Below are 26,791 nucleotides of genomic sequence, written 5' to 3'. Positions count from 1 at the left end.
CGCCGCGCTGAAGGCCAGCGCCGGCGCACCGTTCAACTGCCTCAACTGCTCTTGCGCACGCGCAGGTACCACTCGCACAGCAGGCGCACCTGCTTGGGCGTATAGCCCTTGGCCTCCATGCGGGTGACGAAGTCCTCGTGCTTGCGCGCATCCTCGGCGCTGGCCTTGGCGTTGAAGCTGATGACGGGCAACAGCTCCTCGGTGTTGGAGAACATCTTCTTCTCGATCACCAGGCGCAGCTTCTCGTAGCTGGTCCAGCTCGGGTTCTTGCCCTGATTGTTAGCGCGCGCGCGCAGCACGAAGTTGACGATCTCGTTGCGGAAGTCCTTGGCATTGGCGATGCCTGCGGGTTTCTCGACCTTCTCCAGCTCGGCATTGAGTGCATTGCGGTCGAACACCTCGCCGGTGTCGGTGTCGCGGTACTCGCTGTCCTGGATCCAGTAGTCGGCATAGGTGACGTAGCGGTCGAAGATGTTCTGGCCGTACTCGCTGTAGCTTTCCAGGTAGGCGGTCTGGATCTCCTTGCCGATGAACTCGGCGTAGTGCGGCGACAGGTATTCCTTGATGTAGCTGGTGTACTTGGTCTCGAGCTCGGCCGGGAACTGCTCGCGCTCGATCTGCTGCTCCAGCACGTACATCAGGTGCACGGGGTTGGCGGCGACTTCGGTGCTGTCGTAGTTGAAGACCTTGGACAGGATCTTGAACGCGAAGCGTGTGGAGATGCCCGACATGCCCTCGTCCACGCCGGCGTAGTCGCGGTACTCCTGGTAGCTCTTGGCGCGCGGGTCCGTGTCCTTGAGACTTTCGCCGTCGTAGACCTGCATCTTGCTGAAGATGCTGGAGTTCTCGGGCTCCTTCAGCCGCGTGAGCACGGCGAACTGCGCCATCATCTTGAGCGTGCCGGGCGCGCACACCGCCTTGGCCAGCGAGGATTCGCGGATCAGCTTCTCGTAGATCTTCACCTCCTCGGACACGCGCAGGCAGTACGGTACCTTGACGATGTAAATGCGGTCCAGGAAGGCCTCGTTGTTCTTGTTGTTGCGAAAGGCCTTCCACTCGCTCTCGTTGCTGTGCGCCAGCACCAGGCCGTCGAACGGAATGGCGCCGAAGCCCTCCGTGCCCTTGTAGTTGCCCTCCTGCGTGGCGGTGAGCAGCGGATGCAGCACCTTGATCGGCGCCTTGAACATCTCCACGAACTCAAGCAAGCCCTGGTTGGCCAGGCACAGGCCGCCCGAGTAGCTGTAGGCGTCGGTATCGTCCTGGGCGAAGTTCTCCAGCTTGCGGATGTCCACCTTGCCCACCAGGCTGGAGATGTCCTGGTTGTTCTCGTCGCCGGGCTCGGTCTTGGCGATGGCGATCTGCTTGAGAATGCTCGGATAGCGCTTGACCACGCGGAACTGGCGGATGTCGCCGCCCAGCTCCTCCAGGCGCTTGACGGCCCAGGGCGAGAGCACATGGTTCAGGCAGCGGCGCGGAATGCCGAACTGCTCCTCGAGCACCGGCCCGTCCTCCATGGGGTCGAACAGTCCCAGCGGCGACTCGTTCACCGGCGAACCCTTGAGCGCGTAGAACGGCACCTTCTGCATCAGGTACTTCAGCCGCTCGGCGATCGAGCTCTTGCCGCCGCCCACCGGTCCCAGCAGGTACAGGATCTGCTTGCGCTCCTCCAGTCCCTGGGCCGCATGGCGAAAGAAGCTCACCACCTGCTCGATGGATTCCTCCATGCCGTAGAACTCGGCAAAGGCCGGATAGCGGCGGATCACCTTGTTGGCGAACAGGCGCGACAGATGCGGATCATTGCGCGTGTCCACCATCTCGGGCTCGCCGATGGCCGCCAGCATGCGCTGGGCAGCGCTCTCGTAGGCCATGGGATCCCGCTGGCACAGAGCAAGGTACTCGTCGATCGACATCTCCTCTTCGCGCAGACGAACGTAGCGTGCAGCTGAGTTGCTGATGACATCCATAGAACCTCCCGTGGCGGCACTCGGGGGCGAATCGTGCCGCTGAGTTGCAAGGCATTCGCGACCATACGAATTCGTTGTAGCACCTTGCCTGCGGATTGAACAGCTCATACGTCCTACACGCCTGTGCGCCAACCAGTATGCGAGCGGCCGGCATCCAGCGCGGCACGAGCGCCGCAGCCGCGCCAGGCCAGCAAAAAAGCGCTGTCCAGCATCCGTGGCGGCAGCGCTTTTTTTTTTCGATTCGCGACTACAGAAAAAGGAGCTTGGGGCGCCTTATCCCTCTCATTTCCAGGGTCAATAAGCAGGGAAATCAAGGCATGTCCGGCGCCGGCAGCAACTGTTTCAATAGCACCTTCATGCCTCCATGCCTTGGCCCGCCGGAGCCGCGGCCGCCTCGGGCGAGGTGCTCCTGGCCCCGGGGCGCGTCATCGCGCTGCCCATGGCAGCGCCCATGATGCAGGCAATGGCCAGCCACTGCAGCGGCGTCAGGTGCTCATTGAGCAGCAGCATGCCCATGAAGGCCGCCACCGCAGGCTCCGTGGCCAGGGCGATGCCGAAGGTTGCAGGCGGCAGGCGGCGCAGCGCCAGCATCTCCAGCGTGTATGGCAAGGCACTGGAGATGGCGGCCACCATCAGTCCGAACAGCAGGACGCCGGGCGCCAGCAGCCTGGCGCCGGCCTCGGCCACGCCGAACGGCACCACCACCAGGGCCGCGCAGGCCAGGCCCAGCGACACGGCCTGGCCGCTGGGCACATGGTCCAGACGCTGGCCCAGCAGGATGTACAAGGCCCAGCAGATGGCTGCGCCCACCGCGCAGGCAATCCCCACCGGCGAAAGCACGAGGGTGGCGCCGCCGCCCAGGCCCACGGGCAGGATCAGGGCCAGCCCGGCCACGGCCAGCGCCAGCCAGACGAAATCCACGGGGCGGCGGGAATGGTAGATCGCCACGGCCAGCGGCCCCGAGAACTCGATGGCCACGGCCAGGCCGAAGGGAATGCTGCGCAGCGCCATGTAGAACATCAGGTTCATGCCGCCCAGCGCCACGCCGAAGCGCAGCAGCGACCAGGCCTGCCGGCGGTCCAGAGGCCAGCGCCAGGGCCGCCACACGCACACCAGGATCAGCGCCGCAAAGCCCACGCACAGGGCAGAAGTGCCCTGGGCCCCCACCACCGGAAACAGCTGCTTGGCCAGCGATGTGCCCACGCCCAGCGAGGTGACCGAGCCCAATACGGCCAGCAGCGGCCACCAGTGATTCCAATGATTCTTCGACATAGCGGCGTACGATATTGCATCTGCCGCGCGGAAATTGCTTGATTTTTGCCTGTTCCGTGCAAGTTTCGCTCTCTTGCCCTCTCCCTGCCGCCATGCCCGCCGCCGACCTCGACGCCTTCGACCGCGCCATCCTGACCGAACTGCAGCGCAACAACCTCACGCCCCAGCGCCTGATCGCCGAGCGCGTGAACCTTTCGGCGCCGGCCGTGCAGCGGCGCATCAAGCGCCTGCACGAGGAAGGCGTGATAGCGGCCAATGTGGCCGTGCTCGAACCGGCCAAGGTGGGCCAGACGCTGACGGCCGTGATCACCGTGCAGCTGGTCAACGACCGGCCCGACCTGTCGCGCGGCTTTCGCGCGCGCATCGCCGGGGAAGCGGCGGTGCAGCAGTGCTACTACGTGACGGGCGAGACGGACTATGTGCTGGTCGTCACGGCCGCCGACATGGAGGACTACCAGGCCATCACGCGGCGCCTGTTCGAAGGCGACGACAACATCCGCCGCTACAGCACCTCGATCGCGCTGGAGCGCGTCAAGGCCGGGCAGCAGGTGCCGCTGCGCGCCTGAGGCAGGACTTTTGTGAGGATTGGCAAGAGATTCTGATGCAGCAAGCGCCATTCGCTATCATTTCTGATAGCCGACCCTGCTTGCGGCAGTTACCCTTTCCCGCGCGGCGTCGCTGCGACATTCCTTATATTGCCTCCATGCGCCCAGCCGAATCCTCCGTCCGTCCGCCCCTGCTCTCCCGCCTTGCGGGCATTGCGGCGCGCCGCCGGCACGGCGGCCCCTTCATGGCGGCATGGCTGCTGTGGCTGGCCTGCGTGCTGCTGCCGCTGGCCGCAGGCGCCGCGCCGGCCCTGCCGCAGACCGGCACCCTCGGGGCACTGCAGGCCGGCCTGGGCAACGGCTCCAGCGCCAGCGAGGAGCGCCATACCGCCATCCAGGCCCAGCTGGATGCAGCCGATGCCGCCAACAAGGAAGCCGACGGCTTTGCGCAGGAGCTGGACAGCCTGCGCGCCAAGGTCCAGGCCCAGGTGCCGGCCATGCCCGCGACGCCGAACGACGAGGAGCTGGCCGGCCAGCTCGCGCGCTGGAAGGAGCGCGTTCCCGCCAACGCCAGCCAGGAAGTGCTGGAGCGCCTGCTGGCCGAGGAGCGCGAAGCCATTGCGGCACTCAAGACCGGCATCGAGAAGACCGCGGCGGACCAGGTCAACCTGGTCTCCCAGCCCAGCCAGGTGGACATGGCCACACTGCGCCAGCGCGTGCAGCAGAGTGCGGAACCCGTGACGGCCGAGCCCGGCGAGCCGCTGGCGCTCACACAGGCGCGCCAGTTGCGGCGCAACGCCGAACACCGGCGCGCCACGCTGGAGCTGGCCCTGCGCCAGGAAGAGCAGTCCACCACCGAAACCCGCCAGCGCCTGCTGGACGCCCAGCAGCAATCCCAGCGCCGCGAACTGCTCGAGCGCACGCCCCGCGTGGCCTGGCTGAACCAGCTGATCGCCGAGCGCAGCCGCCAGCGGCTGGAGCAGCAGGCCCAGGAAGCAGCCCATACGGCCGCCCAGATCGGCGCGGCCGATCCCGCCAACCGCGAACTGGCACAGCAAAACGCCACGCTGGCCGCCCAGATACTGGACTACACCAACCGGCTGGCCCAGGAGCGCCAGACCCTGGCTGGCGACGAATACCGCCGCGACCAGCTTGCCGCCGCGCTGCGCGACACCCAGGCCCGCCTGCGCCTGGGCGGCACGGGCGCGGCCGTGGGCCAGTGGCTGTGGAAACAATGGGTGGCGCTGCCCACGGACACCGCCGTCAAGGCGCGGCGCAAGGATCTGCAGCGCCGCCTGGCCGAACTGCGCCTGGCCCTGTTCAACTCCAGCGAATGGCGTGCCCAGCTCAACAGCGCCGTGGAAACTGGCAGCGCCTCGGCCCAGCGCATCACGCTGCAGAACCGCCAGGTGACGCTGGTCGACCAGCTGCAGCCGGTGCTGCTGCGCCGCATTGCCGTGCTGGAGCAGACCGACGAAGTGCTGCAGTCGGCCCTGCGCAGCAGCAGCGAGCTGCTGCAGGTCATGGACAAGGAGCTGCTGTGGTTCCCCAGCCACCGGCCCATGGACCGCACCTGGCTGGGCGAATGGGGTGCGACGCTGCAGGGCGAGCCTTCGGCCGTCCGCCCATCGCCCTGGACCACGCTGCATGCCCTGGGCGCCAGCATGCGCGAGGCGCCGCTGGACTACGGCGCCGTCGCCGTCATCGTGGTGCTGCTGCTCGGTTTGCGCCGCCGGGCCTCGCGGCAGCTGCACGCCGTGGCACAGCGCGTGGGCAATTTCGCGCAGGACCATTTCGGCCTGAGCCTGGTCGCGCTGGGCTGGAGCCTGCTGTACGCGCTGCCCTGGAGCGTGGCCACCGCCGGCCTGGGCGGCCTGATGCAGGCCTCGGAGACGCATGGCGCCGTGCTGGAGCCGCTGGGGCGCACGCTGGGGCAGCTCAGCGACTTCATCTTCGTGGCCACCCTGCTCAATGCGCTGTTCCGCCCGGGCGGCCTGGCGCTGGCCCACTTCGGCTGGGAACCCGAGCGCGTGCAGGCGCTGCGCCAACTGATACGGCGTGCCACCTGGCTGATCGTGCCCACCGAGCTGCTGGGCGGGCTGGCCTTCTTCAGCCACAACGACATCGCCATCAGCACCTGGGGGCGGCTGTCCATTCTCGTGATGTCGCTGGGCCTGGCCTGGATGACCTGGCGGTATCTGCGGCACAGCGCCCTGCCCCGGCAGCAGGGATTTCGCTGGTCGCAATGGCTGGCCGTGCTGCTGCTGGTGCTGCTGGCCGTCGTGGTGGCCGGCATTGCCATGGGCTATGTCTACACCGCCACCGAAGTCATCCAGGCGCTGCTGAGCAGCTTTGTGTTCCTGGCGGCCTCCGAAGTGGTGGTCGCCCTGCTGCGGCGCTGGCTGCTGCTGGGCGAACGGCGCCTGGCGCTGCGCCGCCTGCGCGAGGCGGCCATGCAGGGCCCGGCCGCCACTTCCGAGGCCGGCAAGGCGCCGCCGCCCGATGAAGCGCGCCAGATGGCCCTGGTCACGGTCAGCGCCCAGGCACACCGGCTGCTGGGCCTGCTGCAGCAGGTGCTGGTGGCGCTCAGTCTGCTCTATTCCTGGTCGCAGGTGCTGCCAGCCCTGTTGCGCTTCGAGGGCGTGGTGCTCTGGTACACCACCAATACCGGAGCCGACGGCGTGCCGCACTCCGCCCCCGTGAGCCTGATGGACGTGCTGCTGAGCGCACTCATCCTGCTGCTGACCGTCAGCCTGACGCGCAATCTGCCGGGCCTGATGGAGGTGATGCTGTCGACATCGCTGCGCATCAGCAACTCCGCACGCTACACCGCGGCCACGCTGGCCCGCTACGTCATCACCATCGCGGGCGCCATCAGCGCCTTCTCGCTGCTGGGCCTGCGCTGGGGCCAGCTCCAGTGGATGGCTGCCGCGCTGACCGTGGGCCTGGGCTTCGGGCTGCAGGAAATCTTCGCCAACTTCGTCTCGGGGCTGATCCTGCTGGTGGAGCGGCCCTTCCGCGTCGGCGACGTGATCACCATCAACACGCTGGACGGCACGGTCACGCGCATCCGCACCCGTGCCACCACGGTGCTGGACTTCGACAACAAGGAAATCGTCATCCCCAACAAGACCTTCATCACCGGCCAGGTGACGAACTGGACCTTGAGCGACGACGTGACCCGCCTGGTCCTCGACATCGCCGTGGCCCATGGCAACGATCCGGCCGGGGTGCGCGACATGCTGCTGGCCATTGCCAACGAGCATCCGCAGGTGCTGCGCGATCCGGCGCCGAACTGCTGGTTCATGGCGCTGGAGGGCAACGGCCAGAAGTTCGAGCTGCGCGCCTATGTAGGCGCCGTGGGCGACCGCCTGCAGGTGCGCAACGACCTCAACCGGCGCATCAACGAACAGCTGACGGCAGCCGGCATTGCCATTGCCTTCCCGCAGATGGACATCCATGTGCGCGACCTGCCGACCGAGCCTGCACCCCGGCCGTATCGGCCGCAACAGCGGGACTGAGCACTGCAGCAGAGCCGGGGCCTGCCCCAGCTTCGTTCATCCGGCCTTGGCCGCAGCATCCCAACCACCGCCCAGCGCCCGGATGAGGGCCACCGTCGCGGTGTACTGCGCGGTGCGCACCTGCAGGGCCTGGCGCCGGTTGCGCAGCTCGTTGCGGCGCGCGTCCAGCAGTTCGAGCTGGCTCACCAGGCCATTGCGGTAGCGCACATCCGACAGGTGCGTGGCCCGCTCGGACGATTGCACGGCCTGCCCCAGCACCTGGGCCTGGCCGGCCAGCAGGCGCAGGGCGCTGAGCTGGTCTTCCACCTCGCGCAAGGCTGCCAGCACCTGGCCGCGCTGGGCGGCCACGGCAGCCTCCAGCCGCGCACGGGCGCCCTCTTCCTGCGCGGCCCGCTGGCCGCCGTCGAAGACGGGCAGCGACAGCAGAGCGCCTATGCCCCATGACCGCGCCGACCACTTGAACAGGTCGCCCAGCTCCGGCGACGCATAACCGCCGTTGCCCGTGAGCGTGATGGCCGGAAACCACGCCGCCTGCGCCACACCCACCCGCGCCTGGGCGGCCAGCACCGAGGCCTGGGCCGCTGCCACATCGGGGCGGCGCGCGAGCACCGTGGCGGGCACGCCCGGCGGAATCACCGGCAGCGTTGCCTCGGCGGCAGACGAGGCCAGCGTGAAGTTGGTAGCCACGTCGCCCACCAGCACGGCCAGGGCATGCGTGAGTGCGGCCTGCTGGCGCTCCAGCGCCAGCGTCTCGGCCTCGGTGGCGGAGACCTCGGTCTGCATGCGCGCCACGTCCAGCTCGGCCGCATCGCCGGCCCGGTAGCGCCGCTCGATCAGCTTCAGTGTCTCGCGGTAGGCCGCCAGGCTCTGCTCCACCAGCTGGCGCTCGGCCTGCAGCGAGCGCAGCTGCAGATAGGTCTGCGCCACGTCGGCCTGCACCATCAGGCGCGTGCTCTGCAGCAGCGCCTCGCGTGCGTTGGCATCCTCGCGGGCGGCCTCGCTGGCGCGCGACAGCCGGCCGAACAGGTCGGCCTCGTACGAGAAGTTCAGGCCGGCCGTGACCAGGGTCACGGGTTGCAGGCCGTTGGCGGTGTTGGCACCGGCCTGGCGTACGGCGCCGCCCGCGGCACCGATCTGCGGCTGGCGCTGCGCATCGGCCGAGCGCAGCAGCGCGCGCGCCTCGGCCAGGCGGGCCGCCGCGGCCTGCACATCGGTATTGGCCTGGCCGGCGCGCTCCACGAGGGCGCTGAGCTCGGGGTCGGCAAACGCCAGCCACCAGGTGCCGCGCGGCTGGGCCTCGGCCGGGGCGGCTGTCGTCCAGCCAGGGGCTGCAGCGTCCTTGCCGGCGCTGAAGCGCGCGGGCACGGCAACGCCGGCATGCTCGGCCACCGTGGGCGGCGCGCTGGCGCAGCCCGCAAGCACCAGGGCCGCCATCAGCGCGCTCAAGGGCAGCGCCAGGGATCGAATGCGTTGCATCGCGTTCATATCGGAATCCATTCTTGAAATGCGTTCATTCGTCATGGGCACGTGGCGCAGCAGGCAGGGGCAAGGACGATGCGCCGCCGCCGGACTCGCTGATCGGCGCGACATGGCTGCCGTGCTGCTGCAGCGGCCGGTTGCCGGCCAGGCGACGCAGCGCCACGTAGAACACCGGCGTGAGGAACAGGCCGAAGGCCGTCACGCCGATCATTCCGCTGAACACGGCCACGCCCATGGCGCTGCGCATCTCCGAGCCCGCGCCGGTGGACAGCACCAGCGGCAGCACGCCCATGATGAAAGCCATCGAGGTCATCAGGATGGGCCGCAGGCGCAGGCGGCTGGCCTCGATGGCCGCCTGCACCGGCGTGCGCCCGGCGAACTCCAGCTCCCGCGCGAATTCGACGATCAGGATCGCGTTCTTGGCAGACAGCCCCACCAGCACGATGAGCCCGATCTGCGTGAACACGTTGTTGTCGCCGTGCGAGAGCCACACACCGGTCATCGCGGCCAGCAGGCCCATGGGCACGATCAGGATGATGGCAATGGGCAGCGTGAGGCTTTCATACTGCGCCGCCAGCACCAGGAACACCAGCAGGATGGCGATGGGGAACACCAGTACGGCCGAATTGCCCGCGAGGATCTCCTGGTAGGTCAGCTCCGTCCACTCGAAGCCTATGCCCGGCGGCAGCGTCTCGGCGGCGATCCGCTCGACGGCGGCGCGAGCCTGGCCCGACGAGAACCCCGGCGCGGGGCCGCCGTTCACGTCAGCCGCGAGGAAGCCGTTGTAGCGCATGGTGCGCTCGGGGCCGTAGCTGGGGTCGAGCTTCATCAGCGCGGACAGCGGCACCATCTCGCCGGTCATCGAGCGCACCTTGAGCTGGCCCACGTCCTCGGGCCGCGCGCGGAAGGCCGCATCGGCCTGCACGCGCACGCTGTAGGTGCGGCCGAACTCGTTGAAGTCGTTCGCATACAGGCTGCCCAGGTAGATCTGCAGCGTCTCGAAGATATCGGCCACCGGCACGCCGAGCTGACGCGCCTTGGTGCGGTCGATGTCGGCATAGAGCTGCGGCACGTTGACCTGCCAGCTGGAGAACAGGCCAGCCAGCTCGGGCGTCTGGTAGGCCTTGGCCATGAAGGCCTTCACGACGGCATCCATGCCGGCGTAGCCCAGCGAGCCCCGGTCCTCGATCTGCAGCTTGAAGCCGCCCGTGGTGCCCAGCCCCGCCACCGGCGGCGGCGGGAACATGGCGATGAAGGCATCCTGGATCTGGCCGAAGGCCTGGTTCAGCTGGCCGGCCACGGCCGCGCCGCTCTGGTCGGCACGCGTGCGCTCGGCAAAGGGCTTGAGCGTCACGAACACGATGCCGGCGTTGGAGCTGTTGGTGAAGCCGTTGATCGATAGGCCCGGGAAGGCAATGGCGTCCTCCACGTTCGGATTCTGCTTGACGATCTCGCCCATGCGGCGGATCACGTTATCGGTGCGGTCCAGTGTGGCGCCGTCCGGCAGTTGCGCAAAGCCGACGAGGTACTGCTTGTCCTGCATGGGCACGAAGCCGCCAGGCACCAGGTGGAACAGCCCCCAGGTCGCGCCCACCAGGGCCAGATACACGGCCAGCATGCCGGCCTTGTGCCCGATCACGCGCCGCACACCGCCGCTGTAGGCCTCGGAGCCGCGGTGGAATACCGCGTTGAAGCGCTTGAAGAAGCCGCCCAGCACGCGGTCCATGCCGCGCGTGAGCGCGTCCTTGGGCTCGTGGTGGCCCTTGAGCAGCAATGCACTCAGCGCCGGCGAGAGGGTCAGCGAGTTGATGGCCGAGATCACCGTGGAGATCGCGATGGTCACCGCGAACTGGCGGTAGAACTGCCCCGTGAGGCCGCTGATGAAGGCCAGCGGCACGAACACGGCCACCAGCACCAGCGCGATGGCGATGATGGGGCCCGAGACCTCGCGCATGGCGCGGTAGGTGGCCTCGCGTGGCGTGAGCCCGGCCTCGATATTGCGCTCCACGTTTTCAACCACCACGATGGCGTCGTCCACCACGATGCCGATGGCCAGCACCAGGCCGAACAGCGACAGCGCGTTGATCGAGAAGCCGAGCAGGTGCAGCACGGCGAAGGTACCCACCACGGACACGGGCACCGCCAGCAGCGGGATGATGGAAGCGCGCCAGGTCTGCAGGAACAGGATCACCACGATCACCACCAGCGCGATGGCCTCGAGCAGCGTATGGACCACCGACTCGATGGAGGCGCGCACGAACTGCGTGGGGTCATAGGCAATGCGGTATTCCACGCCCTCGGGCATGAGCTGGGCCAGTTCGGCCATGGTCTTGCGCACGTTCTCGGAGATTTCGAGTGCATTCGAGCCCGGCGCCTGGAACACGCCCATGCCCACGGCCGGATCGTTGTTGAGCAGCGAGCGCAGCGAATAGTCCGCCGCTCCCAGCTCCAGCCGGGCAATGTCGCGCAGCCGGGTGACGGCGCCGTCCGCACCGGTCTTGACGATGATGTCGCCGAACTCCTCGGGGCTGGAAAGCCGTCCCTGGGCGTTGATCGACATCTGCGTGTCCACGCCGGGCAGCCCCGGCGAGGCGCCCACCACGCCGGCCGCCGCCTGCACGTTCTGCTTGCGGATGGCAGCCACCACGTCGCTGGCCGACAGGCCGCGCTGCGCCACCTTCTGCGGATCGAGCCAGGCCCGCATGGAATAGTCGCCGCCGCCGAAGATCTGCACCTGCCCCACGCCTGGGATGCGGGCCAAGCGGTCCTTCACGTTGAGCACCGCGTAGTTGCGCAGGTAGTCGATGTCGTAGCGGCCGTTGGGCGAGACCATGTGCACCACCATGGTCAGGTCGGGCGCGCTCTTGACCGTGGTCACGCCCAGGCGGCGCACTTCCTCGGGCAGGCGCGGCTCGGCCTGCGAGACGCGGTTCTGCACCAGCTGCTGGGCCTTGTCGGGGTCGGTGCCGAGCTTGAAGGTGACGGTGAGCGTCATCACCCCGTCGGTCGTGGCCTGGCTGCCCATGTAGAGCATGCCTTCCACGCCGTTGATGGATTCCTCCAGCGGCGTGGCCACGGTTTCGGCGATCACCTTGGGGCTGGCGCCCGGATACTGCGCGCGCACCACCACCGAGGGCGGCGCGACCTCGGGATATTCCGAGATCGGCAGCGCCCGCATGGCGATCAGGCCCGCGAGAAAGATGAGCACCGACAGCACGCCCGCGAAGATCGGGCGGTCGATGAAAAATCGGGAAAGGTTCATGGCGTAGCGAAGTTAGGGTTTTCAGGCCGCGGGTTGCTTGGCGGCGCTGCGGCCATCGGCCAGCTCGGCCTTGGCGTCCATGGACACGTCCTGCGGCGCGACCACCACGCCGGGGCGCACGCGCTGCAGTCCGTTGACGACGATGCGCTCGCCCGCCTTGAGGCCCGAGGTGACCACGCGCAGCCCGTCGACCGGCGCGCCCAGCTGCACCTCGCGGTACTCGGCCTTGTTGCCGTCGCCGATCACCAGCACGAACTTCTTGCTCTGGTCCGTGCCCACGGCGCGCTCGTTGATGAGCACGGCCTGCGTGCTCTGCGGCTGGCCCATGCGGATGCGCGCGAACTGCCCGGCCATGAGCGTGCCGTCGGCATTGCCGAACACCGCGCGCACGCGCACCGTGCCGCTTTTCGCATCGACCTGGTTGTCGATCAGCTGCAGGTGGCCGGCATAGGGCGTTCCGTCACCCGTGCCCACACCCATCTGCACGGGAATGCTCTCGATCAGCGCACGCGTGCTGCGGCCCTCGCGCGTGCTCTGCAAGCCCTGCAGCGCGCTGGCCACCACCTGCTCGTCCACGTCGAAGCTGGCATACATCGGGTCCACCGACACCAGGGTGGTCAGCACCGGGGCGCCGGCCCCCGCGCTCACCAGGTTGCCGACGGTGACCTCGATGCGGCCCACGCGCCCGCTCACCGGGGCTCTTACCTGCGTGTAGCCCAGGTTCAGCCGGGCGGTCTGTAAAGCAGCCTGCGCGGCGCGCAGGTTGGCATCGGCCTCGCGCTGGGCGTTCACGCGCTCGTCGTATTCCTTCTGTGCGATCGCGCGCTCGTCCCACAGGCGCGTGGCACGCTCGGATTCGCTCTGCGTGTAAGCCATGCGCGCCCTGGCGGCAACGACCTGTGCCTCGGCGCGGTCGACTTCAGCGGTGTAGGGGGCGGGGTCCACGGTGAACAGCAGGTCGCCCGCCTTCACCAGCGCGCCTTCCTTGAAATGCACCGCCTGCACCGCTCCCGAAACGCGCGGACGCACATCCACGCGCTGCACGGCTTCGAGGCGGCCGGAGAACTCGTTCCACAGCGTCACGTCTTGCTGCAGTACCTGCGCCACCGAAACCGGCACTGCCGGTGCCGCAGCCTGCTGCGCGGGCGCTTCGGCATGCGACGCCTGCAGGCCCAGCATGGCCGCAGTCGTGGCTATCACGGCCGCAGCAACGCCGGCTGCAGCCCACCGGCGACGGTTAGAAAGTTTGGAGTGGTCGTTCATGGCAAGGTCTTCAGATTCAATGGGTGGAGGCAGGAAGAGCGCTTCCTGCGGCGGGCAAGCCTCCTCCCTTCCGGCACCCGGGCCAGGAATCGAAGGGAAGAAGCAGGAAAAAAGCGCAGCTGTGCCCAGTCCGGCCCGGGGGCCGGATCAGGTCGGCAGTCTCAGCAGGATGGGGTCAGGTCAGAGCCGACATCGCGTCGTCTCGAAAAACTTGCGCAGCTGCCCCTCGCAGGGACAGGTCTCGGGGGGGGGGCTCCATGAGCGCCTGTGGCCACTGCCCCACTTCGGGAAACACATGCAGAAAGACTGTCAATCCGGCAGCTTGCAGGCGTGCAGCGTAGTTCTGCGCTTCATCGCGCATGGGATCTTCCTGCCCTGCCAGGATCAGCGTGGGCGGCAGGCCTGCCAGGCGGCGCGCGCGCGCCGGGACGGCATAGGGATGTTCGGCATCGTGCGGGCTGCTCAGGTACTGGCACCAGCCCGAAGCCCATTTGCACTCGACGGATTCGCCCTGCGCGGCACGCTGCGAAGGCGTGGCTGCGCAGGGGTCCAGCATCGGCGAGATCAGGATCTGCCCGGCCAGCGGCGGATGCAGCTGGTCGCGCGCCATCAGGCACACGCCGGCGGCCAGGTTGGCGCCGGCCTCCTCGCCCGCCAAGTAGAGCGGCGCGCCCTTGCCTGCCAGCCTAGTGCGCTGCCGGTAGGCCCACTGCAGCACTGCATAGCCCAGCTCCAGCGGACGGGGAAACGGATGCTCCGGCGCGAGCGGGTAGGCCACCGACACCACGCAGGCGCCGGCAGTAGCCAGAGCACTGCCCACCGTGCAGCCATTGTCCAGATCCCCGGCCACGAAGGCTCCGCCATGGAAGTGCACCACCAGCGGGGACACCTCGCCCCGCTTCTTGCTGCCGTACATGCGCACGCTGGCCTGCATGCCGTCCGCCACGTCGATGGTGGTGTCGGTATGGGAGAAGGTCGGCGATGCAGGTGCTTTGGTATTCGGCATGGAGCTTCCGGACTGACCGGTTGATGTGATGGGAATGTAGCGGTGCGCATTGGCGGCATAAACCCCGCAAACGCAGCCACACTGTTTCCAAACTCTGAATAATGATGGCCCGACCCGTGTGTGAGAATCCGCATCCTCGGCGAGCCCGGGATTTCGCGAGGACAAGGAGATCTGATGGATCAGATTCAGGCGATGCGTATTTTCGCGCGTGTTGTGGAAGCAGGAACATTCACACGTGCAGCCGATTCGCTGCAGATGCCCAAAGCCAGTGTGACCAAGAACATCCAGGCACTCGAGGAGCGCCTGCGCGTGAAGCTGCTCAACCGCACCACGCGCCGCGTCACGGTGACCGCCGACGGCGCGGCCTACTATGACCGCGCCGTGCGCCTGCTGGCCGATTTCGACGATCTGGAAGCCAGCGTGAGCCAGGCCCGCACCACGCCGCGCGGCCGGCTGCGCGTGGACGTGGGCACCACCGTGGCGCGCCTGCTCATCATCCCCCACCTGGCCGAGTTCCAGACGCGCTACCCCGAGATACAGATCGACCTGGGCGTGAGCGACCGCACCGTGGACCTCATCAGCGACAACGTGGACTGCGTGATCCGCGGCGGCGAGCTGGCTGACCAGTCCCTGGTGGCGCGGCGCATCGGCAATCTGGAGTTCATCACCGTCGCCGCCCCCGACTATCTGGCGCGCCACGGCGTTCCCTGCCACCCCGGCGAGCTGGAGTCCGGCCACCGCAATGTGATCTATTTCTCGCCGGTTTCGACACGGCGCTATCCGCTGGAGTTCCACAAGAATGGCGAAGTGATAGAGATCGCCAGCCCCGCCCATCTCTGCGTGAACGAAGGCAATGCCTACATCAGTGCGCTTCTCGCAGGCCAGGGCATCGGGCAGGCCAGCCGTTTCCAGGTCCACGAGCATCTGGAGGCCGGCCGCCTGCAGAGAATTCTGGACGACTGGAAGCATCCTCTGCTGCCGGTCTATGTGGTCTACCCGCCCAACTCCCACCTCAGCGCCAAGGTGCGCGCCTTCGTGGACTGGGTGGTGGATCTGTTTGCCAAGAATCCCCTGCTGCAGGGCGGCGAGGCAGCCAGGCGCCACTAGGCGCCAGCGACATGCGGTACGCCTGCCATGGCAGCCACACCCTCGTGCACGGCTGCGGCCCGCCTTTGCGCCAGCCTCATGCCTGCACCAATGCCTGAATTGACTGCGGCTGGCCGCCGCCAAGCTTGAACACGCCAACGGTACGTGCCAGCCTGCCCGTCTGCTGGCGCAGGCTTTCGGCGGCAGCCGCACTTTGCTCGACCAGCGCAGCATTTTGCTGGGTGACATCGTCCAGCTGGCGCACGGCCTCGCCGACCGAAACCATGCCCTCGCGCTGCTCGGTGCTGGCGCGCGTGATCTCGCCGATCAGGCTGCTCACCCGTTCGACCTGCCGGACGATATCGTTCATGGTCTTGCCGGCATTGTTCACCAGGCTCGCTCCCATCTCGACCTTTTCCACGCTGCTGCCGATCAGGCCGCGGATGTCCTTGGCCGCCTGGGCACTGCGCTGGGCCAGTTGCCGCACCTCGCCGGCCACCACCGCAAAGCCCCGGCCCTGTTCGCCGGCACGTGCGGCCTCGACCGCTGCATTGAGCGCCAGGATATTGGTCTGGAAAGCCAGGCTGTCGATCACGCCCGTGATTTCCGCAATCTGCCGGGAGCCGTTGCTGATTTCCTCCATGGTCGCTACCACCTGGCCGACCACTGCACCGCCCTGGGCAGCGACTTCGGAAGCATCGCCGGCAAGCCGCCGGGCTTGCTGGGCGGCTTCTGCGCTCTGCCTGACATTTCCCACCAGTTGTTCCATGGCCGAGGCAGTCTGCTGAAGCTGGCCTGCGGCAACTTCGGTGCGCCGCGAAAGATCCTGGTTGCCCGCCTCGATTTCCACCGTGGCCTGCTGCACCGACTCGCTGCCTTCGCGGATCTCGTGCAGGACGGCGGCAATCTTCTCGACAAACCGGTTGAAGGCCGCGGCGATCTGTGCCACTTCGTCCTGGCCATGCACCGGCAGGCGCCGGCTCAGATCGCCATCGCCCGAACCGATCTCGTTCATGGCATCACGAACCTCCGAAAGCCGCCGGAATGCGCGCGCAGTCAGCAAGCCGACCGCCACTGCAGCGCCAACGGCTACCAGCACAATGGCGGCAACCGAGGTCTGGAACACATGAGCCAGGCCCTCGGTTGCTTCCGCGCGATCCAGAGCCACCACCAGCGACCAGTCGGTGCCACGCACAGGCTTGGCACGCAGCAGTTTGGGCGCGCCATCGAACACCAGTTCGATCGATGCCTGCGCCTTGGCCAGCGCAGCCATGGCCTGCGGAGTCAGTTGGTCGGACAACGTGCTGGCAGGCTTGCGCATCAGTTCGGCATTGGGATGTGCCAGCAACTGGCCGCTGCCATCGACCACAAAGCCGAAGCTCGATGGCGTGGGATGGACTGCGGCCACGACCTCGCGCACGCCGTCCAGAAACACGGCAGCCGATACGGCACCTGCCGGCCTGCCTTCCTTGAGCAGCGGGGCGGCAAAGGACACCATGGCCTTGCCGGTGTTCGCGTCGGCATATGGCTTGGTCACCAGCAGCTTGCCGGCCGCCACGGCTTCCTTGTACCAGGGGCGGCTCGTGGGATCGAAGCCCGGCGGAGTGGGTTTGCTGGAAACCGCCGTCCTGTCCTGCCAGCCTGCAGTCACGATACGGAACCCTCCCGATTGCTCGAGCTGCCGCACCACCGTGCCGGCATCGCCCTGCCCCAACGCCTGGACCGCCGCCTCCACCATGGCCGAGCGCGATGCCACCCATTCATCGACTGCGAGCGCATGGCCATTTGCCACGGCCGCAAGGTTCTGCTCCACCGCATCGAGACTGCTGCCGCGAACGATGTAGTAGGTCGCCCCGCCTGTAAGAGCCAGAGCCACCGCCACGATGGCGGTGCAGGACACGAGCATGCGTGCTCGGAGGGTTGAAAGCATGGGAACTCCTGTGATCGAAAGAACCGCTGAAGAAAAGAGGTGCGCCTGGCCCTCTTGCTGCAAGCATTTCGTCACGCCCCAGCGAAACTGTAGACATTATTGAAAACAACTGTGTTGACAAAAAATGCGCGAATTCCTGCTTTCACCTGACCTCCGCGCATAGCCTTTCACAGCACGGACTCACCCACAAACCGCGTCACCGGTTGCAGCCACCTGAATAGCAAGCTGGAATTCCGCCGCCTTTTCCGGACATCATGAAAAAAGAATAGCTGTCGCAAGAAAGCACTGCTTCTGAATTGTTTACATCTCAACCGTCAATTCATTGCAAGCGCCTTGGCAGATTTTTCCAGGTCAACCCAATACACCATGAACCTGCAAGTTTCCCAGGCATGGAAAGCGCTATCGGGTTGAACACAGCTTTGCAAAACTTATATTTGTGATTTTTGAATCATCTTGTTAAAAATTCCCGAGCCACATTTTCATCTTCTGTTTTCCAGGGAGGAGAGCCAAATGGATGTAGTGATCAAAACCAGTTACAACATGGAACTTGTCGTGCTGTCCTATGCGATCTCCATGATCGGCGCCTTCATCGCACTGGTTTCGGCTCAGCGGCTTACTGCCGACACCCGAGACCGCCAGTCCTATTTGATAAATCTCGGCAGCGCAGGCATTGCGCTAGGCGGCATTGGGGTGTGGTCCATGCATTTCATTGCCATGCTGGCAGTGCGAATGGATATGGGCCTGGGTTATTCCTTATGGGAGACGTGCATCTCGCTGATTGCCGCTATTTGCATTTCGGCTTTTGCCTTCCACATCGTTGCCCGCGATCCGCACAACATCAGGCGCCTGCTCACCGCAGGCATGATGCTTGGCATGGGCGCAGTCGTCATGCATTACCTTGGCATGTATGGCATGCGCTTTGGCGGTTATTTCCAATGGGATTACGGGCGCATCGGCCTCTCGGTACTGATTGCGCTGGTAGCGGCGACGGCAGCGCTGTGGCTGGCTTTCCATACCAGTCAGCTGAGCGTGCGCTTGCTGGCAGCCGCCATCATGGCGATTGCTGTTTGCGCCATGCATTACACCGGCATGAGTGCCGCCGAATTCATCTGCACCACCGAAAATCGCCGAGCCATCCCTTCAGGCCCTGATATCGTGAGCGCATTGGGCCTGCCCATGGTCGTGATCACGCTGGCCCTCGGCATGTCCCTGGCTCTGCTGCTGGACTTGGCACTGACGTCCTTCCAAAGCCATGCCCAAGGCACGCGCCGCAAGGACTTTGCCGTATCGCAGCTGCCCTGATTCCGACGCAATGCCGTAACCCTCAAACCAAAGGTCTGAACAGGATTCAGGCCATTATTCAGTGGCCATAGATCTACCGGTATCCGGATATCTGAACAAAGCGCTCCCATGGAGCGCTTTTTATATTTCGGAGCTGACTTCAAAAAGCCGGATGCATCGTTTACCGGATCTGCACTTCGGCCCTCAGAGGAACCACGGTTACGTAACGTACCCGTAACGTTTCCACGACCGGGTACATGGCACGCATGCATAACTCCTGAAACTTCAACAGCTTAGAAGCTCCAGGCTTCTTGGCATGTCATGGCATGTTTGTTGCATGCAAGAAAAACGCGCCGATTTTTGGGTACTTCCTACCCATTGCATTGCTCACGGAAAGGAGCATTTCAACGACCGTTCTGCATAGATTACTTCTATCAATGCTCCTCACCATGGACCCACCATTTTGAATGAGCAGAAGTATTTCTCCACTCAGATATAGAGGGACGAGGATTGATTTCGACCGATTGTTCACAGTAACGGCCTTGCCGATGCATAGCAGGAGACCGCATAGCGGTCTCCGTAAGAAGAAAGGGTTCATCGGAGCAGCGATCAGAAACAGTTGAATCACGGGCAGCGTATTGCAGATACGCAATATCTACGTAGCAACGAAGACAGAAAGAACAGTCATATGAATGCAGATAAAGGAAAAACGGTTATTCCAGTGGTGCAGGCGGCTCCTTCTCGGGCAGTGTCGAGATTGGCGTCAACATTGGAGGCTTGGTCAACGGCGTCATCAACACCGTTGCTGGTGAACATGGAGTGATCAAAAGCGTGGTTGGCGACATCAATGCCGGCGGCCTGCTGGGCGGTGTGGTCGGGGGCGTTGACGGCGGTGGCTTGATCGGGGGCATCGTTGGCGGTGCCGATGGTTCCGGTCTGGTCAACGGCGTGGTGAACACCGTCGTCGGCGAACATGGACTCGTCAACGGTCTGGTCGGCGGCATCAATGCCGGTGGCCTGCTGGGCGGCATTGTCGGCGGTGCCGATGGTTCCGGTCTGGTCAACGGTGTGGTGAACACCGTGGTCGGTGAGCACGGCCTGGTCAATGGTCTGGTCGGTGGTATCAATGCCAGTGGCCTGCTGGGCGGTGTGGTCGGTGGCGTTGACGGCTCCGGTCTGGTCAATGGCGTGGTGAACACCGTCGTCGGTGAGCATGGCCTGGTCAATGGGCTGGTCGGTGGTATCGCTGGTGGTGTCGACGCTGGCGGCCTGCTGGGCGGCATCGTCGGTGGTGCCGATGGCTCCGGCCTGGTCAACGGTGTCGTGAACACAGTCGTCGGTGAGCACGGCCTGGTCAACGGGCTGGTCGGCGGTATCAATGCCGGTGGCCTGCTCGGCGGTGTGGTCGGGGGCGTTGACGGCGGTGGCCTGATCGGGGGCATTGTTGGCGGCGTGGACGCCGGCGGCCTGCTGGGCGGCATCGTCGGCGGTGCCGATGGTTCCGGCCTGGTCAACGGTGTGGTGAACACCGTGGTGGGCGAACATGGCCTGGTCAACGGTCTGGTCGGCGGTGTCACGGGCGGCGGCCTGCTGGGCGACGGCAATTTGCTTGGCTGCCTCGTGGGTAAAAATGGAGGACTACTTGATACCGCCCTTGGCGCAAATGGTCTTGTCACCAACACCTTGAGTGAAGTCACGGGACTGCTCAACGGTGTCAGCAATGCGGGCAAAGGAATGCTGGCAGGCCTTCTGAGCGGTAGCGGAGGTCTGTTGGGAGGAGGGCTCTGCGGCTGCGCGTCGGAGCATGCGTCTACTGCTGCGGACACCGATCTTCATCAGATCGCAACCCCTATCAGCAGCCATGCCGGCAGCAGTTCTGCAGGCAACGGCATTTCCTTTGTCCAGCAGCTTGAGCAAGCGCACCTGCTCTGACCATTAGTTATTGCAGCACAGGCACAGAGGTTTGATAGAGCCTCTGTGCCTTTCTTTTTGTGCTTGCTTTCGCCACCCTCCAAGCCCATCCCGTCCGTCAATCTCCAAACCTGCCAATGGCTATCTACCAAATCACATATTGCCAGCTGGCCTGGAGAGCCTTCCAAAAGGAGTCCATGCGTTTTGTCACTGGACGCATTCGAGCTTAAGGCGCGTATCTCTTGCTCCCGTTTTTTCATCCGGGCATGCATGGATTTGCCCGCGCCAGGGCGTGGTTTTCACTACTTTTCCTCTGCAGCAGATGCATCAGAATGTAACGCAAAGCATTCCATTGGCGGCAGGAGCCGTGTCTTTGCAAACAGGAGAAAAGCATGTCTTCCAACGCTCCAGGCTCATCCGATATGGCCATGCTCGTCGCTACGCGCACGCTGGAAAAATATGCCAAGGACTACTACCCCCGGCGCGATCAGGTCGCGATTGCCTTTCGCGGCGATATCGCCGAGCAGTTCAACTACGACAAGATTCGTCCCCTGTCAGAGGCCCGATGCCACAACCACCGCATGGTGGTCATCGAAGGCATCAGCCAGAAAACAGGGGCAACCGGCCTGTATCGCATCGAATGCAACAGCTGGAACCTGATTGAGGCCGTGGGCTTGTGGGATGCTGCGGCCGGCAAGGCTGCCTGATCCGTCACCCCATCTGCCAGGCGCTCTCTGCCACCCACCAGGCCAGTCCCAGCATCATCATGCCGGTAATGCCGTCCATGATGCGCCAAGCCCTGGGATTGGCAAAAAGCCGCTTCATGCGCTGGCCTGCTGCAGCCAGCAGCACAAACCACAGAAAGCTGGCCGACGCCGCCCCCACCACATAGGACCAGCGCTCAGCCCCCTCCTGGCGTGCGCCGATCGACCCCATGAGCAGCACCGTATCCAGGTACACATGGGGATTGAGCAGGGTGATTGCCGCCAGTGTGGCAAGTACCGGCATCAGGCCACGCGGCGCCGGAGCACCTTTTTCCGTGGCATCTGCCGCACCGTCATCCGGTGCAGCCATCATGCGCCGCAGCGCAAACAAGCCATAGCACAGCAGAAACACCGCCCCTCCCAGCGTCAGCGCATAGGCCAGTTCGGGATAGCGGGCCAGCACCTGGGCCATGCCCAGCACCCCGAGCGTGATGAGCATGACGTCGCTGAACACACACCAGGCCACGCAGGCGCGCACATGTTCGCCCCGCACCGCCTGGCGCAGCACATACAGGTTTTGAGCGCCAATGGAAACGATGAGCGAGGCGCACACCGTAAAGCCTGCAAACCAGGCCGAAGAAAGATTGAAGGCATTGCTTGTCCACATGGGCGGCATTGTCTGAGCCGGCCACACCTAAGTAAAATTACATTTACTATTTCAAATGAAGAAAATCTAATCCATGTGCAAAGGAGCCGAAGCGGTCCCCATGGACTCCGTGCCTTGACGAGCCCCGGCTGCCTGAATAGCGGAAAGAACGCTCTATGCTCGACTACGCCAGTCTCGAAGCCTTGGCCGCTGTAGTGCGCGAAGGCAGCTTCGAGCGTGCGGCACACAAGCTGCACGTCACGCCCTCGGCAATTTCCCAGCGCATCAAGCTGCTGGAGGAGCGCGTGGGCCAGGTACTGGTGCTGCGCGGCCAGCCCTGCACCGGAACCGAGGCCGGGCGGCGCCTGTGCCTGCATGTGGAGCAGGTGGCCCTGCTGGAAAACGATCTGCGCCGCAAGAATCCCGAACTGGTGCCGGATGGCCAGATTGTCCTGCCCTCGCTCAAGCTGGCGGTCAATGCCGATTCGCTGTCCACCTGGTTCATGGATGCCATGGCCGCCTTCATGCTGGACGGCACCGAACTGCTGGACATCAGCGTGGATGACCAGGACCACACGGCACAGCGCATACGCCAGGGCGAAGTCATGGCCGCCGTCACGGCCACGGGGTCAGTGATCGCGGGGTGCAACACCTGGCCGCTGGGCCGCATGCGCTACGTGGCGGTGGCCAGCGCCGACTTCATCGCGCGGCACCTGCCCGAAGGCGCCACGCCCCAGGCCCTGGCCCGCGCACCCATGATGTGCTATGGCCGCAAGGACAGCCTGCAGGACCAGTGGCTGCACAGCCTGGGCGTGGACGGCCGGCGCAACAACGCACGCCACTTCCTGCCGTCCAACCAGGGCTACACCCGTGCCTGCGAACTGGGCATGGGCTGGGGCATGCACCCTGACGCACTGATCGAGACCCAGCTGACCAATGGCACGCTGGTGGAACTGCTGCCCGGCAACGATCTCTACATTCCCATGTACTGGGCCCATACACGCAACGCCCAGGCCAGCCTGCAACGGCTGACCGACTGCGTGATTCACGCAGCAGCTGCCTGGCTGGAGCCCATGGACGCCTGAACTCATATCAAATACATAGCAGCCTGCGCAGGATCGGTAAGGCCTGAAGCCTTATTTCTTTCAAACATGGTTTTTGTCAGCGCACACGGCTCCACCCTGCGAGGCCGGATCAGGCAGGGATTTGCCTGAAGCAGATCCATGCACTCCAGAACAGGCTGGAGAAAAATCTCTCCGGTCGCGCAAAGCCGGCCTCGGAAAGCATGGCTTCCACCGCAGCCTCGGATTCCGGCGGAACGGCCCCGTGGCGGATCTTGGCAAGCTTGGCCTCCACTTCGCCGCTGCTGGCCCCGGCCATGCGCCAGCGCGCCGCCCATGCTTCGAGGAACAGCGGTTTCGTTTCATAGGCGCTGCGATTGCATGCAACCACGAACGGAGCCCCGGGCTTGAGCCGCTTTGCGATCGAGCCGAGCACGGCCTTCTTTTCATCCTGGCTCGGCAGATGGTGCAGCACGCCGATCAAGCTTGCTCCGTCGAACGGGCGCTGCTGCGCAAGCTCATCCACGCCCCCCGAAAATGCTTCGACACGCGCCTCCAGGCCGGCCATCCGGATATTGGCCATTGCCAGATCCAGCATCGCCGGCGCGGGGTCCACGGCAACAAACGACCAGTGCGGCTCGAGCGCTGCGGCCGTCAATATTTCCTGCCCGGTACCGCCCGCCCCCACATTCAGGATGCGCCTCGCCCCGGAACCCAGGCTGGCGGACAGCAGGCAGGCCGCAAGCTCATGGCAGGCGTCATAGCCGGCCAGCGCGATGCGGCTTTGTATTGCGTACTCGGCTGCGCGATCGGCATCGAATTTCCGGGAAGAATCATGTAAGGCCATGGCCGCATTCTTTCCTGCATGCGCATGGCGCGGAGCCACGATTGGCGAATGCTCGGCTCGCCGTCCCAGACAGCGGCCTATTGCAGGAGCGGCATCTGCGCACGGCAAGCGAAGCCGGCAGCCGGTATCCGCATCACCTGGGCAAGCCCGGCATTCGGGCACTAAGGTCTGTGCTCGGATTCCACATGGCGCACGGCGGCCTTGGCCTGGCTGAGCATGTGGAAGTCCAAGATGCGCGTGGCCATGATGGTCTCCCACAGAAAGCCGCACAACGCCATGACAAAGGCCAGCACGCCGAACAGAAAGCTGAACACGGCATAGCGATGGCCACGGATGCCGTAGGCCTGATCCACGAACAGCAGGACGATGGTCAGCCCGATGCATACGCCGCACAGCGTCAGCAGCGCAATGGAGACGTTCGCCAGACGGCCGCGCTGCCGCAAGAAGTGCAGCTCGGTCAGGCTTCTGGCGATCAGTTCATGGTCGGTGGCACCGCGCAGTCCATCTTCCAGCTTGCGCGCGCGGTCGATGATGCGCGCCAGGCGCCCCGCCACCGACCCGATCATGCCGGCCACGGCCGTCAGAAAGAAGACCGGGGCGACAGCCAGCTGGATGCTGTGGGTGACGGTCTGGGCGTCTACGGACCAGATACTCATGGTGTCCTCAAATTCAGGTCATTCACGGCCTCTATTTTTATGCATGAAAGTCAGATCAGTTTTCACAAATACATCTCATAACTACCCAAATGGCTACTTTTTTGAAAGCGCAGGCCCACCCGCCTGTTCCGCAGGGAAAGATGCGCCGTCAGGCAGCCGGAGCCTGTGCCACAGCCTGAGCATCTCCAGCAGCAACGCGGGCGCACGGTCACGCCTGTAAACCGCGCCCAGCGGTGGCAGGCGGCCTTCGATCTGCACATCCAGCACCCGCACACGCCCCTGCGTGCGCAGACCCGGCAGGATGCTGCGCGGCACCAGGGAAACCGCGCCGGGCTGGGTCAACAGCCCTTCAAGAACGGGCAGCGACACCGTGGAGGCGGGAAACCATGAGGCGCCCTCCAGCACGGGAAGGACTTCTGCTTCCAGAATGTTGCGCACCGCTATGCCATAGCTGGGCAGTACCCAGCGCGCGCCCTTCAGCGCCTGCAGCGCGATATCGCGGCGGCCTGCCAGGGCATGGTTCGCATCGGCGATCACGACGGCCGCATCCAGCAGTAGGGGCTCGAAGACAAAGGCAGCCGGCAGCATGGCGGGCTGCCGACAGAAAACCGCATCCAGCCCCGACCCCATCAGCTGGGACAGCAAGTGCGCGCTGGCATCCTCGTGCACATCCACATGCACCTGCGGATGGGCTTCATAAAAGCGCGGCAGCAGCTGCGACAGCACCGACATGGCGGCGGCGGGAATCGCCCCCAGCCGCAGCGCCGCCGCCGCCCCACGCCGTATGGATGCAAGCGACTCGGACACCTCCTGCAAGCCGGCCAGCACGCCGTGCGCGGTATCGATCAGGGCCTGGCCCGCAACGGTGGGCCGCATGCCGCGGGCATGGCGCTCGAACAGCTTCATGTCCAGCACCCGCTCCAGTTCCGCCAGAGCCTGCGTGGCCGCCGACTGGCTCATATGCAGATGCGCAGCCGCCTGCACGACCGAGCCGCATTGCTGCAGGGCCACCAGCAACTGCAGTTGCCGCAAGCGCACCTGCTTGGTGAGCCTGGAAAAAAGCTGCCGCCCCTCAGGAGTGGCGGCATCGTCGCTGCGCTGCAGCTCGGGAAAAGGGAAACGATCGGGCATCGCGGGATCTAGGGTTTACACGGAATCTGTCTGCAAGACTCAGAGGAGCAGGCCTTGCAGCCATCGGCATAGCTTATAGCTCAACGCAATTTTCGTGGACTGCAACGGCGCTGGAATTTCTATATTTCGCACAGCAATAGCGCATCAAGCGTAGGCAACACAGTTCGTGGGCACACGCTTTTACCGATATCTTTCCGGAGCAGCTCATGTCCCCGACCTCACGCCCCCACCGCCCTCTTGGCCGCCTGTCCCTGCTGTCTATCGCCGCCGCAGGCGCGCTGCTCGGCCTGCCGTTTTCCCATTCGCTGGCGGCAGAGGCTTACCCCAGCAAGCCCGTCAAGCTCATCGTGCCTTTTGCCGCCGGTGGTTCCACGGACATCGTGGCGCGCGTGATCGCCGAGGGCCTGCGATCCACCCTGGGCCAGCCCGTGATCGTGGACAACAAGGGAGGCGCCGGAGGCCTGATCGGCAGCGAGGCCATTGCCCAGGCGGCACCCGACGGCTACACCCTCGGCATGGCCACGGTGAGCACAGCCACCATCAATCCCTCCCTGTACATGCGTGCCGCCAAGATCGAGGGCAAGCTGCTGCCCGTGGCCAATCTGGTGACCATGCCCTCGGTCTACATGGTCCATCCCAAGATGGGCGTCAGGGACTTCACGGGCTTCATGGCCAAGGTCAAAGCCCAGCCCGGCGCCTATAGCGCCGGCGTACCCGGCCTGGGCACGCTGGGCCACCTGATGCTGGCCTCGTTCAACGAAACCATGAAGACCGGGATCCAGATCGTTCCCTATCGCGGCAATGGGCCCGCGCTCAACGACGCACTGGCCGGCATGGTGCAAGTGATGGCAGACCAGTTGCCCTCGGCCATGCCGCAGATCAAGGGAGGCAAGCTGATTCCCATCGTGCTGGCGGGACAAAGCCGCTCGCCCGATCTGCCCCAGGTGCCTACCTTCAAGGAGCTGGGCTACCCCGAACTCAACGAACTGGGCATCAGCTGGTTCGGCCTGGTCGTTCCGGCCGGCACACCGGCACCCATCGTCAGGCAACTGCAGGAGGCCGCCGTCAAGGCAGTGCATCAGCCGGATGTGCAAAAGCACCTGAAGGCGCTGGGCGCCACCGCCACCGACATGGACCAGTCCCGTTTCCCGGCACAGATCGCGGCCGAGATCAGGCGCAACAAGGCCCTGCTGGACAAGGCAGGCGTCAAGCCCGAATGAGCAGCG

General features: G+C 65.2%; 18 protein-coding genes and 1 pseudogene. 8 read left to right on the top strand and 11 right to left on the bottom strand.

Annotated elements, in window-relative coordinates:
- Positions 1–41: 41 nt before the first annotated feature.
- On the bottom strand, positions 42–1,964 hold the full coding sequence (locus V8Z74_RS10905; protein WP_066478876.1) for a PrkA family serine protein kinase: 1,923 nt from the start codon (positions 1,962–1,964) through the stop codon (positions 42–44).
- Positions 1,965–2,318: 354 nt separating this feature from the next.
- Positions 2,319–3,236: an EamA family transporter gene (locus V8Z74_RS10900; RefSeq protein WP_349709278.1), complete on the bottom strand. Its 918-nt coding sequence runs from the start codon at positions 3,234–3,236 to the stop codon at positions 2,319–2,321.
- A gap of 92 nt (positions 3,237–3,328) precedes the next feature.
- Between V8Z74_RS10900 and V8Z74_RS10895 the strand changes: the two genes are divergently transcribed.
- Together V8Z74_RS10895 and V8Z74_RS10890 are read left to right on the top strand one after the other, a co-directional pair.
- Positions 3,329–3,802 carry an Lrp/AsnC family transcriptional regulator gene (locus tag V8Z74_RS10895; protein ID WP_349709277.1) on the top strand — a complete coding sequence of 158 codons (474 nt, stop codon included), beginning with the start codon at positions 3,329–3,331 and terminating at the stop codon, positions 3,800–3,802.
- A 224-nt stretch (positions 3,803–4,026) separates the two neighbouring features.
- Complete coding sequence (locus V8Z74_RS10890; RefSeq protein WP_349709276.1) at positions 4,027–7,302, top strand: mechanosensitive ion channel domain-containing protein; 3,276 nt, start codon at positions 4,027–4,029, stop codon at positions 7,300–7,302.
- Between the two features lie 36 nt (positions 7,303–7,338).
- Here V8Z74_RS10890 and V8Z74_RS10885 read toward each other — a convergent pair whose 3' ends face one another.
- The 4 genes and pseudogenes from V8Z74_RS10885 to V8Z74_RS10870 form a co-directional block, all read right to left on the bottom strand.
- A complete protein-coding gene (locus V8Z74_RS10885) occupies positions 7,339–8,799 on the bottom strand; it encodes an efflux transporter outer membrane subunit (protein WP_349709274.1) in 1,461 nt (486 codons plus the stop codon).
- 13 nt (positions 8,800–8,812) lie between these two features.
- Positions 8,813–12,043, bottom strand: a complete 3,231-nt coding sequence (locus V8Z74_RS10880; RefSeq protein ID WP_349709273.1) for an efflux RND transporter permease subunit — start codon at positions 12,041–12,043, stop codon at positions 8,813–8,815.
- A 21-nt stretch (positions 12,044–12,064) separates the two neighbouring features.
- Positions 12,065–13,306, bottom strand: coding sequence for an efflux RND transporter periplasmic adaptor subunit (locus V8Z74_RS10875; RefSeq protein ID WP_349709272.1), 1,242 nt, complete (start codon positions 13,304–13,306; stop codon positions 12,065–12,067).
- Between the two features lie 180 nt (positions 13,307–13,486).
- Positions 13,487–14,312 (bottom strand): annotated as a pseudogene (locus tag V8Z74_RS10870) (alpha/beta hydrolase).
- Between the two features lie 174 nt (positions 14,313–14,486).
- Between V8Z74_RS10870 and V8Z74_RS10865 the strand changes: the two are divergent.
- Positions 14,487–15,419, top strand: a complete 933-nt coding sequence (locus tag V8Z74_RS10865; RefSeq protein ID WP_349709270.1) for a LysR family transcriptional regulator — start codon at positions 14,487–14,489, stop codon at positions 15,417–15,419.
- A 76-nt stretch (positions 15,420–15,495) separates the two neighbouring features.
- Here V8Z74_RS10865 and V8Z74_RS10860 read toward each other — a convergent pair whose 3' ends face one another.
- Positions 15,496–17,328, bottom strand: coding sequence for a methyl-accepting chemotaxis protein (locus tag V8Z74_RS10860; RefSeq protein WP_349709268.1), 1,833 nt, complete (start codon positions 17,326–17,328; stop codon positions 15,496–15,498).
- A 510-nt stretch (positions 17,329–17,838) separates the two neighbouring features.
- On the opposite strand from V8Z74_RS10860, the gene V8Z74_RS10855 reads away from it, so the two are divergent.
- The 3 genes from V8Z74_RS10855 (at position 17,839) to V8Z74_RS10845 (ending at position 21,227) form a co-directional block, all read left to right on the top strand.
- Entirely contained in the window at positions 17,839–18,630 is a 792-nt protein-coding gene (locus V8Z74_RS10855; RefSeq protein WP_349709267.1) for an MHYT domain-containing protein, read from the top strand.
- Between the two features lie 756 nt (positions 18,631–19,386).
- Positions 19,387–20,541, top strand: coding sequence for a hypothetical protein (locus tag V8Z74_RS10850; RefSeq protein ID WP_349709266.1), 1,155 nt, complete (start codon positions 19,387–19,389; stop codon positions 20,539–20,541).
- Positions 20,542–20,912: 371 nt separating this feature from the next.
- The gene (locus V8Z74_RS10845) at positions 20,913–21,227 is read left to right on the top strand and encodes a hypothetical protein (RefSeq protein ID WP_349709265.1); all 315 of its coding nucleotides are present in this window, start codon (positions 20,913–20,915) and stop codon (positions 21,225–21,227) included.
- A 4-nt stretch (positions 21,228–21,231) separates the two neighbouring features.
- Here the strand turns inward: V8Z74_RS10845 and V8Z74_RS10840 are convergent, their stop codons facing one another.
- Positions 21,232–21,891: a LysE/ArgO family amino acid transporter gene (locus V8Z74_RS10840; RefSeq protein ID WP_349709264.1), complete on the bottom strand. Its 660-nt coding sequence runs from the start codon at positions 21,889–21,891 to the stop codon at positions 21,232–21,234.
- 155 nt (positions 21,892–22,046) lie between these two features.
- Between V8Z74_RS10840 and V8Z74_RS10835 the strand changes: the two genes are divergently transcribed.
- Positions 22,047–22,955 (top strand): HTH-type transcriptional regulator ArgP, encoded by a 909-nt coding sequence (locus V8Z74_RS10835; protein ID WP_349709263.1) that lies wholly within the window; start codon positions 22,047–22,049, stop codon positions 22,953–22,955.
- Between the two features lie 109 nt (positions 22,956–23,064).
- Here V8Z74_RS10835 and V8Z74_RS10830 read toward each other — a convergent pair whose 3' ends face one another.
- From V8Z74_RS10830 to V8Z74_RS10820, 3 genes are all read right to left on the bottom strand, one after another.
- Complete coding sequence (locus V8Z74_RS10830) at positions 23,065–23,778, bottom strand: class I SAM-dependent methyltransferase (RefSeq protein WP_349709313.1); 714 nt, start codon at positions 23,776–23,778, stop codon at positions 23,065–23,067.
- A 161-nt stretch (positions 23,779–23,939) separates the two neighbouring features.
- The gene (locus V8Z74_RS10825; RefSeq protein WP_066482970.1) at positions 23,940–24,434 is read right to left on the bottom strand and encodes a DUF2721 domain-containing protein; all 495 of its coding nucleotides are present in this window, start codon (positions 24,432–24,434) and stop codon (positions 23,940–23,942) included.
- A gap of 93 nt (positions 24,435–24,527) precedes the next feature.
- Positions 24,528–25,565 (bottom strand): LysR family transcriptional regulator, encoded by a 1,038-nt coding sequence (locus tag V8Z74_RS10820; protein WP_349709262.1) that lies wholly within the window; start codon positions 25,563–25,565, stop codon positions 24,528–24,530.
- Between the two features lie 206 nt (positions 25,566–25,771).
- Here V8Z74_RS10820 and V8Z74_RS10815 point away from each other — a divergent pair, with 206 nt between their 5' ends.
- Entirely contained in the window at positions 25,772–26,785 is a 1,014-nt protein-coding gene (locus V8Z74_RS10815) for a tripartite tricarboxylate transporter substrate binding protein BugE (protein ID WP_349709261.1), read from the top strand.
- Positions 26,786–26,791: the final 6 nt, after the last annotated feature.

The organism is Comamonas sp. w2-DMI, from assembly GCF_040187735.1.
Lineage (GTDB): Bacteria > Pseudomonadota > Gammaproteobacteria > Burkholderiales > Burkholderiaceae_C > Comamonas > Comamonas terrae.
The sequence above is the reverse complement of the archived record's forward strand: the minus strand, read 5'-3'. Positions and strand labels throughout refer to the sequence as shown.

Bases quoted from the DNA above. Each gene is read 5' to 3' on its own strand.
- V8Z74_RS10905 (WP_066478876.1), bottom strand. From the start codon at position 1,964: ATGGATGTCATCAGCAACTCAGCTGCACGCTACGTTCGTCTGCGCGAA.
- V8Z74_RS10900 (WP_349709278.1), bottom strand. From the start codon at position 3,236: ATGTCGAAGAATCATTGGAATCACTGGTGGCCGCTGCTGGCCGTATTG.
- V8Z74_RS10895 (WP_349709277.1), top strand. From the start codon at position 3,329: ATGCCCGCCGCCGACCTCGACGCCTTCGACCGCGCCATCCTGACCGAA.
- V8Z74_RS10890 (WP_349709276.1), top strand. From the start codon at position 4,027: ATGGCGGCATGGCTGCTGTGGCTGGCCTGCGTGCTGCTGCCGCTGGCC.
- V8Z74_RS10885 (WP_349709274.1), bottom strand. From the start codon at position 8,799: ATGGATTCCGATATGAACGCGATGCAACGCATTCGATCCCTGGCGCTG.
- V8Z74_RS10880 (WP_349709273.1), bottom strand. From the start codon at position 12,043: ATGAACCTTTCCCGATTTTTCATCGACCGCCCGATCTTCGCGGGCGTG.
- V8Z74_RS10875 (WP_349709272.1), bottom strand. From the start codon at position 13,306: ATGAACGACCACTCCAAACTTTCTAACCGTCGCCGGTGGGCTGCAGCC.
- V8Z74_RS10865 (WP_349709270.1), top strand. From the start codon at position 14,487: ATGGATCAGATTCAGGCGATGCGTATTTTCGCGCGTGTTGTGGAAGCA.
- V8Z74_RS10860 (WP_349709268.1), bottom strand. From the start codon at position 17,328: ATGCTTTCAACCCTCCGAGCACGCATGCTCGTGTCCTGCACCGCCATC.
- V8Z74_RS10855 (WP_349709267.1), top strand. From the start codon at position 17,839: ATGGATGTAGTGATCAAAACCAGTTACAACATGGAACTTGTCGTGCTG.
- V8Z74_RS10845 (WP_349709265.1), top strand. From the start codon at position 20,913: ATGTCTTCCAACGCTCCAGGCTCATCCGATATGGCCATGCTCGTCGCT.
- V8Z74_RS10840 (WP_349709264.1), bottom strand. From the start codon at position 21,891: ATGTGGACAAGCAATGCCTTCAATCTTTCTTCGGCCTGGTTTGCAGGC.
- V8Z74_RS10835 (WP_349709263.1), top strand. From the start codon at position 22,047: ATGCTCGACTACGCCAGTCTCGAAGCCTTGGCCGCTGTAGTGCGCGAA.
- V8Z74_RS10830 (WP_349709313.1), bottom strand. From the start codon at position 23,778: ATGGCCTTACATGATTCTTCCCGGAAATTCGATGCCGATCGCGCAGCC.
- V8Z74_RS10825 (WP_066482970.1), bottom strand. From the start codon at position 24,434: ATGAGTATCTGGTCCGTAGACGCCCAGACCGTCACCCACAGCATCCAG.
- V8Z74_RS10820 (WP_349709262.1), bottom strand. From the start codon at position 25,565: ATGCCCGATCGTTTCCCTTTTCCCGAGCTGCAGCGCAGCGACGATGCC.
- V8Z74_RS10815 (WP_349709261.1), top strand. From the start codon at position 25,772: ATGTCCCCGACCTCACGCCCCCACCGCCCTCTTGGCCGCCTGTCCCTG.